Annotated in this window: 13 protein-coding genes; 7 read left to right on the top strand and 6 right to left on the bottom strand. The window is 42.1% G+C overall.

What is annotated here, in order from left to right; genetic code table 11:
* Window positions 1-9: 9 nt before the first annotated feature.
* On the top strand, window positions 10-1,305 hold the full coding sequence (locus Q4492_RS06605; RefSeq protein ID WP_303416460.1) for a TolC family outer membrane protein: 1,296 nt from the start codon (window positions 10-12) through the stop codon (window positions 1,303-1,305).
* Between the two features lie 7 nt (window positions 1,306-1,312).
* Here Q4492_RS06605 and Q4492_RS06600 read toward each other — a convergent pair whose 3' ends face one another.
* Window positions 1,313-2,170 (bottom strand): methylated-DNA--[protein]-cysteine S-methyltransferase, encoded by an 858-nt coding sequence (locus Q4492_RS06600; protein WP_303416459.1) that lies wholly within the window; start codon window positions 2,168-2,170, stop codon window positions 1,313-1,315.
* A 426-nt stretch (window positions 2,171-2,596) separates the two neighbouring features.
* Here Q4492_RS06600 and Q4492_RS06595 point away from each other — a divergent pair, with 426 nt between their 5' ends.
* Together Q4492_RS06595 and Q4492_RS06590 are read left to right on the top strand one after the other, a co-directional pair.
* Entirely contained in the window at window positions 2,597-3,727 is a 1,131-nt protein-coding gene (locus Q4492_RS06595) for a GGDEF domain-containing protein (RefSeq protein WP_303416458.1), read from the top strand.
* Window positions 3,728-3,816: 89 nt separating this feature from the next.
* Window positions 3,817-4,872, top strand: coding sequence for a DUF3549 family protein (locus Q4492_RS06590; protein WP_303416457.1), 1,056 nt, complete (start codon window positions 3,817-3,819; stop codon window positions 4,870-4,872).
* A 65-nt stretch (window positions 4,873-4,937) separates the two neighbouring features.
* Here the strand turns inward: Q4492_RS06590 and Q4492_RS06585 are convergent, their stop codons facing one another.
* The 3 genes from Q4492_RS06585 to Q4492_RS06575 form a co-directional block, all read right to left on the bottom strand.
* The gene (locus Q4492_RS06585; RefSeq protein ID WP_303416456.1) at window positions 4,938-5,477 is read right to left on the bottom strand and encodes a hypothetical protein; all 540 of its coding nucleotides are present in this window, start codon (window positions 5,475-5,477) and stop codon (window positions 4,938-4,940) included.
* Window positions 5,478-5,535: 58 nt separating this feature from the next.
* A complete protein-coding gene (gene ybaK, locus Q4492_RS06580; RefSeq protein WP_303416455.1) occupies window positions 5,536-6,012 on the bottom strand; it encodes a Cys-tRNA(Pro) deacylase in 477 nt (158 codons plus the stop codon).
* Window positions 6,013-6,141: 129 nt separating this feature from the next.
* Complete coding sequence (locus Q4492_RS06575) at window positions 6,142-6,381, bottom strand: DUF3820 family protein (RefSeq protein WP_075107875.1); 240 nt, start codon at window positions 6,379-6,381, stop codon at window positions 6,142-6,144.
* Window positions 6,382-6,476: 95 nt separating this feature from the next.
* Here Q4492_RS06575 and Q4492_RS06570 point away from each other — a divergent pair, with 95 nt between their 5' ends.
* Window positions 6,477-6,725: a Rho-binding antiterminator gene (locus Q4492_RS06570; protein ID WP_303416454.1), complete on the top strand. Its 249-nt coding sequence runs from the start codon at window positions 6,477-6,479 to the stop codon at window positions 6,723-6,725.
* An 11-nt stretch (window positions 6,726-6,736) separates the two neighbouring features.
* Window positions 6,737-8,638 carry a hybrid-cluster NAD(P)-dependent oxidoreductase gene (locus Q4492_RS06565; protein ID WP_303416453.1) on the top strand — a complete coding sequence of 634 codons (1,902 nt, stop codon included), beginning with the start codon at window positions 6,737-6,739 and terminating at the stop codon, window positions 8,636-8,638.
* Between the two features lie 50 nt (window positions 8,639-8,688).
* Here the strand turns inward: Q4492_RS06565 and Q4492_RS06560 are convergent, their stop codons facing one another.
* Together Q4492_RS06560 and Q4492_RS06555 are read right to left on the bottom strand one after the other, a co-directional pair.
* The gene (locus Q4492_RS06560) at window positions 8,689-9,087 is read right to left on the bottom strand and encodes a phasin family protein (RefSeq protein WP_067862037.1); all 399 of its coding nucleotides are present in this window, start codon (window positions 9,085-9,087) and stop codon (window positions 8,689-8,691) included.
* Between the two features lie 112 nt (window positions 9,088-9,199).
* Window positions 9,200-9,649: a YaiI/YqxD family protein gene (locus Q4492_RS06555; protein WP_067862039.1), complete on the bottom strand. Its 450-nt coding sequence runs from the start codon at window positions 9,647-9,649 to the stop codon at window positions 9,200-9,202.
* Window positions 9,650-9,992: 343 nt separating this feature from the next.
* Between Q4492_RS06555 and Q4492_RS06550 the strand changes: the two genes are divergently transcribed.
* On the top strand, window positions 9,993-11,150 hold the full coding sequence (locus Q4492_RS06550) for a methyl-accepting chemotaxis protein (RefSeq protein WP_303416452.1): 1,158 nt from the start codon (window positions 9,993-9,995) through the stop codon (window positions 11,148-11,150).
* Window positions 11,147-11,908 carry a hypothetical protein gene (locus Q4492_RS06545; protein ID WP_303416451.1) on the top strand — a complete coding sequence of 254 codons (762 nt, stop codon included), beginning with the start codon at window positions 11,147-11,149 and terminating at the stop codon, window positions 11,906-11,908. The genes Q4492_RS06550 and Q4492_RS06545 overlap by 4 nt, the downstream gene beginning before the upstream one ends.
* The last annotated feature ends 1 nt before the right edge of the window (window position 11,909 follow it).

Raw genomic sequence — 11,909 nt, 5'->3', positions numbered from 1 at the left:
GTTCATTCCATGAAAATCACACAACTTTTCCAAATTTCGTGCCTGACATTAGCAGTAAGCTCAGTGCTCGCAACATCAGTCAATGCTGGACAGTTGGCTGATATTTATCAACTTGCACTCAACAATGATCCGCAATTAAAAGCGGCTGAAGCTGCCTATAACGCAGATAAAGAGATTGAGATCCAAAGCCGCGCGTCTCTTTTACCTAGCTTAAGCTTAAGTGCGAATACAACATCAGTTGATTCAGATACCGCCAATTACAACAACCATGGCTATACCTTAGCACTGAGCCAACCAGTTTTTAATGCGGCGTCTTGGTTTACCTTCAAGCAAGGCAAAGTACTCTCACAACAGGCTTCTCTCCAGTTTGATGCGGAACAACAAACGCTGATTAGTCGCACGGTTGAAGCCTACCTTAGCGTTCTACGTGCAAAAAGTGAGTTACAAACATTGGAAGCTCAAGAGCGAGCAATTAAACGTCGCTTAGACCAAGTGAACGCTCAGTTTGAGGTCGGTTTAATTGCTAATACTGATGTACAAGAAGCACAAGCATCATATGATAACGCCCGTGTCGCTAGAATCTCTGCAGAAGGCGATTTAGATAACAGCTATGAAGAGTTAGCGCGCTTAACGGGACAAAACTTTGATGTCATCGCTGAACTTGCTGAAGATTACCCAATTGAAGAGCCTACCCCTACACAAGCAAAACCATGGTTAGATAAAGCGATGACGAGCAACCTAAATCTTAAGATTGCCAACCTCGCAACTGAATCAGCACGCCGTGCAGCCCAAGCAGGTCATGCGGGTCACTACCCTACGTTAAGCTTAAGCGCTAGTTATGATTACGATAATGGTACTTCATCAACCGATTATGGAATTGACACAAGCTCAATTGGATTAACCCTGTCTGTTCCTTTGTATTCGGGCGGATCTGTGAGTTCAAAATCCCGAGAATTAGAGCAACGACTCGTTCAAACTCAGTTTAACAAAGACGATACGTTACGAGCTGTTATTCAATCCACTCGTAGCCTTTTACGTGACCTTCGTACCGGTGCATTAAGTGTTAGGGCCCTGAAACAAAGTATTAAATCTAGCGAAATTGCCTTACAAGCTACAGAAGAGGGCTACAACGTAGGTACACGAAATGTTGTAGACGTGCTTCAAGCTGAGCAACAGCTTTACACATCCAAAAGGGACTACGCGACAGCACGCTTTAACTTTGTGCAAAACTTGATCACCTTCAAGCAACAGATCGGTACCCTAAGCCCTGAAGATATCAATGAGCTAGACCGTTGGTTAGAGTAAGAACCGCTTAGCTTCTCTCAGCTAGGCTTTGGGCGGCTTCCCAGCCTTGGATTGCCGCCTTACGCTCTATACCCCAGCGATAATTACCTAAGTCACCGCTCTCACGAATAACTCGGTGGCAAGGGATCAAAAAACCAATATTATTGGACGCGACAGCAGTCCCCACCGCCCTCGATGCTTTTGGGGAACCGATCATCGTTGCTAACTGAGAATATGAGATCAACTCCCCTTCCCCTATATTAAGCAGCGCCTCCCACACCTTTAGCTGAAAATTGGTCCCTTTTAACACTATCTGTAATGGCTGTTTTTTACCTTTTGGTTGAAATATTTGATCTATATATTTCGCGGCGCCACTATCATCACGCAAGAAAGATGCTCCACTCCAACACTCCCCTAGAGCCCTCTCGACATCAGGTTCCGGACACTGACAAAATGCCATATGACAGATACCACGGCTCGTCCAAGCAATATACGCTAACCCAAAAGGCGAAAGCGCGTAGCCATGGGAAATGAGTAATCCAGCCCCTAAAGATTTAATTTCACCGGGTGTCATCGCTTCACTGCTAATCAGTAAATCATGTAACCGGCTAGGGCCGGATAAACCTAGCTCATGAGCCGTATCTAATACGCTTCGTGATTGAGCAAGGGATTGCTTAGCTCTCTGTTTGGTCAAGAACTGAACAAACCTTTTAGGTGATACGCCGGCCCAACGACTAAATATCTTTTGCAGGTGATGCTCACTAATGCCAACATAAGCAGCTAGATCAGGTAACGATGGCTGTTCTTCAGCATGCTCACAAAGAAAATGGATAGCTCGCTCAATACGAAGATAGTTGGTCGTGCCTTCTGCAAAATTATTAGCCATTTTTTACCTGCTATTGATTAGCTATCTAACCCTCAACGGGTATTAGACCCAGAAATTGCGCTACAGTATCCAACTTCATAATAAATAGCCTCTACACCAAGATACAACAACGCAGAAAAGCCAAAAATATATTTTATGGGGCCTATGCCACAACAACCACCCGTTTCTTGTCATATACCTATAAAAAACAACCGTATAAAAACACCTTCCTAGTCCAAGCTCATCTCGAAAAAAAACTACTTTTAATATTTGAGTAAACTTTCTGCAATCTACTCAAAACAAACTAAACTTACATAGATATAACTATAAAAAAGTTCATCGAGGCAGCCCCAACCATTCAGCTAAACCTTTTTAACTAAATGATGCGAGCATATGAACCCAGGACAAAACAACATTAAGGCCTACTTCTACTTTCTGGGGTTCTTTGTGATATTCATAGCATTTGCCATCACATCCACATATTCCTACCTACAATACTCTCAAATTAGAACAGAGTTACTCACAGCAACCCAAAATAACGACCGTCAACTTAATGCGGCTATGGAGATGCGTGTAGCCGTTAGAGAACGGGCTATATTGCTTTGGCGCATGACCTTACAAACAGATTATTTTGAAAGGGATGAAGCCCTACAGCAGTTCTATAATCATGGCTCGAACTACCATAAAGCCAGAATGGCGATATTAACATCACAGTTATCACCCGAAGAAAAAAGCTTAATGGAGGTACTCGATAAAGAAACAACAAAACGAGCCCCTATTTTACGAGCATTTGCAGATAGGCTCTTACTCGCTGAGGAAAATACTGAGCACACACAATCACTCAATCAAACATTAACTGATCAAATTATAGTAGCCGATTTATTGGATAGCATGATCGCCCTACAGCAATCTCAAAATGAATATGCCCGTTATCATTCAGCTGAAGAGATATCAGATTTAGTCTCCACGCTGATTATGTTTATGGTTCTTATCATCACCGGTGGTTTTATGTTTGCCACTTACGTCATTATGACCACTACTAAGCAAAGCCAACAGCTAGCAAAGGTGAATGATAGACTCGAACATTTAGCCTGCCACGATAATCTCACTGGCTTACCTAATCGTATGTTTTTACTTCAGCAACTAGAGCGTTTACTTTCCCTAGTCCATCGTAAGAAAAACTTAGCTGCTATTATGTTTATCGACATTGATAATTTCAAAAGCATCAACGATACGTTTGGTCATGATTTTGGGGATCAATGCCTAAAAAGTTTAACTAAAAACATGATAAGCGTGCTCCGCGGCTTCGATATTTTAGGACGCTTAGGCGGCGATGAATTTTTAGTTCTCATCAACGAAATTGAATCCCCCAACCAAACAGCGATTATTGCTCATAAATTACTTGAGATTTTAGATACACAATATACGGTCAAGAATGACACTATTTCTATCTCGGCTAGTATTGGTGTCTATATTCTCTCCGACCAAACAGAAAGCTCCAAAGAAGCAATTATCTTGGCAGATCGAGCGATGTACCAAGCTAAAGAGTCGGGTAAAAATCGTTTTGTCATCATCTAAACAATCATCTAACAAGTTGAGCCACAGGTATTATTGTTCATTATCCTAAAGCTGCTAAAATTGCGCTCCTGTTTATTTAGGTGCTGATCATGTCTGAAATTTCCTCGCTTACAGAGTTACTTCGCCAAAGTGGCGGTCAATTCCGATTCTTTGATATGGGCCGTCGGGTGCAGAAATTTTCCATTGAACAATTTGAGAAGATTGAAAACCAGCAAACCCCTTATCCGTACCCTTACCTACAACATGCCTGGGTCGCATTGATGGTATGGAATCCTAAAGATAAACAGCAAGGTGCTGCATGGTTTCTAAAACTTCCCTTAGATGAGCAAGGTTTTCTAATTCAAGCGGTGCGCGATGATCTGCTTTCAAGGTTGCTAAAAAATGCTGGCGGGGTAATGCAGCATGAAAAGAGCGGTGAAGTACCAGAAGACGCGCTTAAAGATAACCCTTTCTCGTTTAAACCTGACCAAGAAAAAATGGCGCTCTTCCATGCTTACTCTACACTGACCTCAAGCGACCCGGCCTCTCAGTATTTTGAACAGGCACAACAATACTTTTCAGGACAGATGGGGTTTGATGATTGGCAATCTCTAGGCTTCCAAGGTATTGCTGATTTAGTTGTTCGTCATCAAAACGGTAATAACAGCAAAATACTGACGAAATCTATTCCCCTCTTGCCAGACGTTCCGTTTGAGGTGCTCTGCACTTGCCTAGAAAGTATTGAGCCAGACCACAAACTTTATGAAGCCCTTTGCCTACGCGCAGAACAAACACTGGCAAAAGGTACCGCTAATGCTAATCACATTGCGGCACTCACACGTGGACTATCGAATGGCCCCAACGGTGCCCGTAAGATGGCGTTAATTAAACAGATAGTCACAAGTGAATACGCACTTGAGCCGGAAGTGATTATTGCCGTAGCAACCCGTTGTCATGAATGCTTACAAGATCCAGCTATTCTGGCCATATTTCTGGAAAAATTAGCTATAGGGAAAGGCGGTCAAAACGGTTTTTCAAGGATACTATCAGATCTGATGTTTATGCCTGCACTACGAGCACTCATTCTAATGCAGTTCCGTAATGAAGATAGGAGCCCTGAATTAACGACCGCCATAGGCGAAATGTTTGGAACTAATTTCAGTTAATCGTCGACGTAAACGAACCAACTAAAGATAACTAATCGCACTTAGACTTAAGCGGTTAGTTATCCTCACGTATGCTGTAAAGCTTGGCTAATTTCCCGAGTTCTTACAAATGTTTGCTGAATAATTAAAGCATCATTGCTGGCACGGTGACGGACGATATTCAGCTCCGTCTCAACCTCTTGTTTAACCTGATGCCAGATATCCATTTGGGGCTCAGATAAGATCATATCTAAAGCACTTACTCGGAACTGCATCGGCATACCTGCACGATAAAACAACTTGATTAACCAAGTTTGATCAACCACCCAACCATCGCTGTAGACCGTTTGATTATAAAGTTTATGATTAAGCTCACTAGCAACCTGTTCAACAGATGCACCCGACTGAATTAGATCAGTACGCGGTATTTTATGATGCTCTTCCGCCTCGTCGCTCCAATGTAACCAATCATCTTTGGGGCGAATCAAACTACAATATCGTGTGCCATCAGAAAGCACAAAGCCTACTTCAATGGGATAGCTATCAACGCCAAAGCCAGAGGCTTCTAAGTCTATTATATTAGGACACTTAAGCTGTGCGATAAGTAGAATGCTCCAAAAAAACAAGTTACTAACCTAACGTTAACATAAGATAGGCTGATAAGATCCCTGTAATTAACCTTCACTAACCTCGGCCAATTGCCGCCGATATTCCCTGGGTCAACCTTAAAAGATCCGCAGCTGACATCTCTATCTCTAACCCTCGTTTACCTGCACTCATATAAATAGTCTCATACTGATCTGCGGAGCTATCTAGCACTAGAGGCAAACGTTTTTTCTGTCCTAAAGGGCTTATCCCACCTACAACATAACCGGTTGCACGCTCTGCATCTTGCGGCTGTGCCATAGCTACTTTCTTAACCTTTAAGGCACTTGCTATCGCCTTAAGATCTAACTGTCCAGATACAGGAACAACCCCTACCGCTAACTTTTTGTTATCCCCATTTAATTCTACTAACAACGTTTTAAAGACTCGACCGGGTTCAATACCGATCGCTTCGGCCGCTTCAGTACCATAAGATTCAGCCTTCGGATCATGCTTATACTCATGGACTCGATGATTAACTTTAGCTTTGATAGCTACTTTGATAGCAGGCGTCATAAAAAAACCTAACAACGGATTATAATCTGATAGGAAAAACCAAATCCTATCTAAAGGGAAATTTTAACAAAACTACGGCTTCAATAAGAATATCTACAAGATTAATGATATCAATAAAGCTAAGCGCTTTTATCTAAGATGGGGCGCCCTAGATGTTTGCCTTAAAGGCTGGAGTACTGACTCCAAGCCATTGATACGGATATCCAACATCAATTCCATCAGCGACCCTAACTCTCCTTGAGGAAAGCCTTTCTGCGCAAACCATAACAAATACTCTTCTGGAAGATCGAGTAATACCCGACCTTGATATTTACCAAAAGGCATCTTCATATTAGCTAACTTGAGTAAGTGTTTTTTTTCTAAATCCAAAACTGTTTCTTATCCTATTTATAATGCCTCTGTTCATCACCGAACAGAGGCATTATTCTTGTGCACAAACGCTTAAATCACCTCGGGTTAGAATAATGTCTGACAACATAGATTACCAACCAATTAATTGCGCTATACATGATGAATTTGAACTCGCGTGTATCCGCCAAGAAGTACGCACGCTTACTTGGCATACAAAGCATCAGACATTTAATCAAAAATTACGTTTTTTAGACCTCAAGTGCGAACAAGGGGCCGAGTACCTTATTGCGGAAACAGAAGAACATAAACCTTTTAAAATCAGGCTAGATCATATTATCAATATGCAAGTTGATTCAGCTTAAGGACCCTATCAGTGTCAGAAACTCAATTAAGTACCATCAATATATTTCCCATCAAATCGATGGCAAAAATATCAATCTCTTCTGCTTTTGTGTGTGAAAAAGGTATAGCCTTTGATCGCCGATTTATGCTGAGTACCCCAACGGGAGAGCTGTTATCCGCTCGACAAATCCCAGAGCTACTACACTACCAAGCACTTATTATAGATGACGGCATAGTCGTCATCTCTCCTGATGGGGATCGTATTACCCTCCACTACCCTGAGCTATTTCAAAATTATCGTCAGGTTACTGTGTGGGGAACTGAGATCAATGCACAACACTGCGGTTTGCAATTTGACGAGTGGTTTACAAAAAAACTAGGACGAGAGTGTCAGCTCCTGTATTTTGGTGAACAATCAGAACGCTACACCTCTATTCAGCCAGAAAAGCCTGTCGCTTTTGCCGATGGTTATCCTTTATTGCTAATTTCCGAAGCATCGTTAGCTGATCTAAATAGCCGTAGTACAAGCCCCTCCATCATGGATCAGTTTCGTGCTAATTTAGTCGTCCGTAATTGCGCAGCGTTTGCCGAAGATAGTTGGAAACGTATCCGTATAGGGGAGGTAGAGTTTGAAATCGTTAAACCTTGCTCCCGCTGCGTCATGACCACTTATGAGTTAACCTCTCTCAACCCTATAGACAAGGGCGAACCTATTAAAACTCTTGCGAACTATCGCAGGGGCGATGATAACGAAGTCTATTTTGGGCAAAACCTTATCCCCTTAAATGAAGGTCAGATAAAACAGAACGACAAAGTTGAAATACTCGAGACGAAAACAGCTGAACAGTATCCCAATAATGCCCCTATTATTAACAAAGATATGACCTTAACTACGCAAGGAGCTAGTAACTTAACTACTTGGAAGTCAGACCAAGCACTTAACTTAACTTGCGTTGCCAAAGTAGATGAAACCCCTGATGTCACAACGTTTCGCTTTCAATTACCCGCAGGTTACCAAGCAGAATACATAGCTGGGCAGTTTATAACGCTGAAAATAACTATAGGAGAGGTAAGGGCTTCCCGCTGTTACACTTTATCTTCATCCCCTTCAAGGCCAAGTGATATAACTATCACCGTTAAACGAGTGAAGGGTGGCCAGGTCTCTAACTGGCTACATGACCACCTTACAGTCGGTGATAAAATCACGGCACTAGCTCCGCAAGGCGAGTTTAATGAAAGAGTTATATCCCATGAACTACCTGTTGTTTTACTGTCGGCAGGTAGCGGGATTACTCCGATGCTATCCATTGCGCGTTCACTCACAGATAAACATTCTAAGCGGGAGATTCTTTTTTATCATCAAGCCCGTACAGAAGCAGATCTAATCTGCAAAGATGAATTACTCTGGTTAGCAGAACAAAATCCACGTTTGAAACTGATTTTCAGCCTAAGTCAGCCAGACGAAAAATGGAGCGGAATAAAAGGGGGGATCAGTCAGGAGCAAATAAAACTACTTGTCCCTAATATAGAACAGCGCACGATTCTCTGTTGCGGCCCAGAAGGCTTTATGACAAAAGCAAAAGCGCTATGTCTGCAACTAGGCCATAAAGAAGCGAATTGGTATGAAGAAAGCTTTGGACAACCACCCAGTTTATTAGCTCCCCCACCATTCCTTGAAGAAGTTGAACTCTCCATTAATGGTCAAAGCTTCTCTGGCGACAATCAAACAAGCTTATTAGATCAAGCAGAAGAAGCCGGTATTTTTATCCCTTCAGGCTGTAGAGCAGGAGTATGTGGCGCCTGTAAAGTTACCTTAATCCAAGGCGAGGTAGAACGGGACTCTGAAATTCCATTAAGCGAAAAAGAGATAGAGCAAGGAACTATTCTCGCCTGTAGTTGCATTCCTAAATCAGACTGCACTATCAAATTTTAAACAAAAAAAACCGGCTAATAAGCCGGTTTTTTAGAATTTGTTAATTGAAATTAAGCAACTTTCAATTCAGTAACTTTTTTAGCAGCTTCTTCAGCTAGCTCAGTTACTTTTTTACCAGACTCTTCAACAGTTGCAACGTAAGCATCTTTAGCTTCAGTCATTGCAGCAACGCCTTTTTCAGCAGTTTCTGTCATTTTAGCTTCTACAGACTTGTAGAATTTAACCTGTAGGTCTAGAGCAGCTTTAGGATCTTTGCATTCGCACAAAGTTTTGAACTGTTCAACAGAAGCATTAGCTAGTTCTTCAACGTATGCTTTCTGAAGTGAAACCAAAGTTTCAACAGTCTTAGTGTTTACTTCAACTAAGCTCTGCATTGGTTTGAAAAGATCAGCCATCTCTTTAGTAAGTTCAGGTTTGAAAAAATCAGCAAAAGGGTTAGCAGCGTTCATATTTATATCTCCAAATGTTATTCATGCTGCAGTGCAGCAATCCATTACAGCTAAGATACGACTTGCACGATTTTTAGTCAAGTGTTTTTTTGTGCAGTGCACAAAAAAATTTCTATCGGCAACTTTTAGCCAAAAAACGATCTAACTGGTTAGCAAACGCCTGACGATCAGATTGATTAAAAGTGTTAGGACCACCCGTATCAACACCAGAGTTACGTAGAGTTTCCATAAAATCTCTCATCGATAACCGCTGTTTGATATTTTCAGGAGTGTAAAGCTCTCCACGGGGATTAATAGCAACACCCTTTTTATCAATCACTTCAGATGCCAAAGGAATATCTTGCGTAACGACCAAATCCCCCTCTTCCATCTTAGCCACAATGTGGTTATCCGCTACATCAAATCCCTGCGGTACTTGAACCGCATTGATCAACGGCGATGGAGGTGTAGCCATATACTGATTAGCTACTAAAGTCATTGATACGTTTTTTCGTTCAGCCGCGCGAAAAAGAATCTCTTTGATTACTTTTGGACAAGCATCGGCATCAACCCAAATATGCATAGATATCCTCTGTCAAAAATAGAATAAAGTTCCATCATGACAATAATACTTCAATCGGGATTACCCGATAAGAAATATACTAATAAATTTGGATCAAAACCCAAATAGCTACGCTGACTTAGCCATAATCCTCGATTGAGTTTATTCCTCAATAACGCACCATAAAAAACTGAAAAGCACCTAAAGCGTGCACCCGGCTTCTAAAAAACCATTAAATTGCCCCACTATAGTTCCTTCAACTTAAAGATAACGCCCGAAAAATGAGCATCGCAAGGCAGAAGGTTATTTATGGCTTAACTCTTGCAGAACTAACCAAGGGGACTGGAATTTTTGAGGAAAAAGCATGTTGCTATTATCTTTTGGCTATTCACTACTAAGCAAAGTATCACTAAAAACGTCAGGTCTTCTATTACTTTGCTGCTGGCTTTTAGTGGTAATCTCCCAAGCATACGACATCAAATCAGCCTTGTGGGCTTTAATCCCCCTGAGCTACTTACAAATCAGCTTTATATATATGTGCCAGCAGCGCTGGAGCAACCTTGCATCGGTTATTCATGCTTTCGCGAATCAAGACCTGCAATTTCGTGAACAACACTCCAGTAGCGACAAACCTCTAAGAGACTTAACACAAAGCCTTTATAGCGTTTCACGTAATTACGAAGAGCTAAATGATCTATCAAATCAGCTTTGCAGCGAGATGAAGTTTTCTACGCACGAATTGGAAAATCTGGCGACACATACAGCCGATGCAGCATCTGAACAACAAAACCAGTTATTAACCGTTGCAAGCGCCTCAGAAGAGATGAGCCAAACGGTACACATAATTAGAGAACACATACAAAAAACACATAGTAACGCCCAGAGCTCCCAATCCTTATGCATTAAAGGAAGCGAAGAGGCCCAACAACTCAGCCACTCAATAACCGATGTTCGTACCCAATTTTCTGAAGCTGTAACTAAAATAAACCAACTAACCAACGAAGCTGAAGCTATACAAGCATTTGTCAGTACAATCGAGAAGGTTGCAGCGCAAACCAACCTACTAGCCTTAAACGCAGCGATAGAAGCAGCACGTGCGGGCGAAGCAGGAAGAGGATTCGCCGTCGTCGCCGATGAAGTCCGCCTACTCGCGGGTAGTACCGAAAAAGCGACAGGAGATATCACCCAATTAGTAAGCTCCATGCTTAATCGCGTTGGTGAAGTTACAACAAGCATGGATAGCTGTGAAACAATGCTTAATACGGGATCTGATACATGTACTCATATGCTCGATCTTTTACAGGCAATTGAAGACGGCAGCAACACCAGCTTAGAGCTCATAAGCGAAGTTAACCATTCAATCGATGAACATGCCTCAGCCAGTAATGAACTCAGCGAGAAGCTTACTAATATAGGTATGCTTCTACAGCAACATAGCGAACAGGCTAGCTCCTTGACGGAATTAACAGGGTATCTTGAAAAGTTAGCCGAAAAATCTGTTCAAAAGGAGCCTACAAAATGATCGAAGCAAGTATGATCGAAGCCAGCATTTTCGGCGCTCTTTTAATTATTATGCTCAGCGTCAATTTCTATCATCGTAACAAACTGGCCAAACGACGAGCAGCCAAACGGCAACGGGGCATCAACCAGCTCTCCCAAATATTAGAGCTTATGCAAAAGATGCAACGTCATCGTGGGCTGTGCGCGAACTTACAACAGAATCAGTCAGAACAGCATAGATTAAGCCAAGAAATCGACGCCCTCTGGTCTCCCCTCTTAAAAAGCGATTATAGCGGTAACCCTACCCGTATAAGGCTCCAACATATTAATTGGCAAAAGATCAGTGCATCACCCGACAATAGCTTTATGCCCCATTGTCAGCTCATCGAAAAATTACTCCATGAGCTAACCGTGATTGCAGATACCTGCTCACTGACCGCGCAGGAAACTAATCATGACAATCAAAACCTCTGGCATAATGTGTTAAAACGCCCACAGTTTGCTGAATCACTTGGACGTTTAAGAGCCCTAGGCAACAAAGCAGCCTCTCTAGGCCAATGTCCAGCAGATGTTCGCGTGCAACTGCTCTATCAGCTACAAAACTTAGAAAGCACCCAATTGGATCGCTGCAATACAAGACAGATAGTGACACTAATTAATAATGAGATTCTTACTCCAGAAAAAATACAGATAGAACCACGCATCTATTTTGACCAGCTAACCCTAGCGATTGATGAACAGTTAGCCATTACACGAGAGCACCTTAACCAGCTCAGCTAAC

Origin of the sequence: Neptuniibacter sp. 1_MG-2023 (assembly GCF_030547185.1) — a bacterium.
GTDB lineage: Bacteria > Pseudomonadota > Gammaproteobacteria > Pseudomonadales > Balneatricaceae > Neptuniibacter.
The sequence above is the reverse complement of the archived record's forward strand: the minus strand, read 5'-3'. Positions and strand labels throughout refer to the sequence as shown.

Coding starts and splice junctions, on each gene's coding strand:
- Q4492_RS06605 (WP_303416460.1), top strand. CDS start 10: ATGAAAATCACACAACTTTTCCAAATTTCGTGCCTGACATTAGCAGTA.
- Q4492_RS06600 (WP_303416459.1), bottom strand. CDS start 2,170: ATGGCTAATAATTTTGCAGAAGGCACGACCAACTATCTTCGTATTGAG.
- Q4492_RS06590 (WP_303416457.1), top strand. CDS start 3,817: ATGTCTGAAATTTCCTCGCTTACAGAGTTACTTCGCCAAAGTGGCGGT.
- ybaK (WP_303416455.1), bottom strand. CDS start 6,012: ATGACGCCTGCTATCAAAGTAGCTATCAAAGCTAAAGTTAATCATCGA.
- Q4492_RS06570 (WP_303416454.1), top strand. CDS start 6,477: ATGTCTGACAACATAGATTACCAACCAATTAATTGCGCTATACATGAT.
- Q4492_RS06560 (WP_067862037.1), bottom strand. CDS start 9,087: ATGAACGCTGCTAACCCTTTTGCTGATTTTTTCAAACCTGAACTTACT.
- Q4492_RS06555 (WP_067862039.1), bottom strand. CDS start 9,649: ATGCATATTTGGGTTGATGCCGATGCTTGTCCAAAAGTAATCAAAGAG.
- Q4492_RS06550 (WP_303416452.1), top strand. CDS start 9,993: ATGTTGCTATTATCTTTTGGCTATTCACTACTAAGCAAAGTATCACTA.
- Q4492_RS06545 (WP_303416451.1), top strand. CDS start 11,147: ATGATCGAAGCAAGTATGATCGAAGCCAGCATTTTCGGCGCTCTTTTA.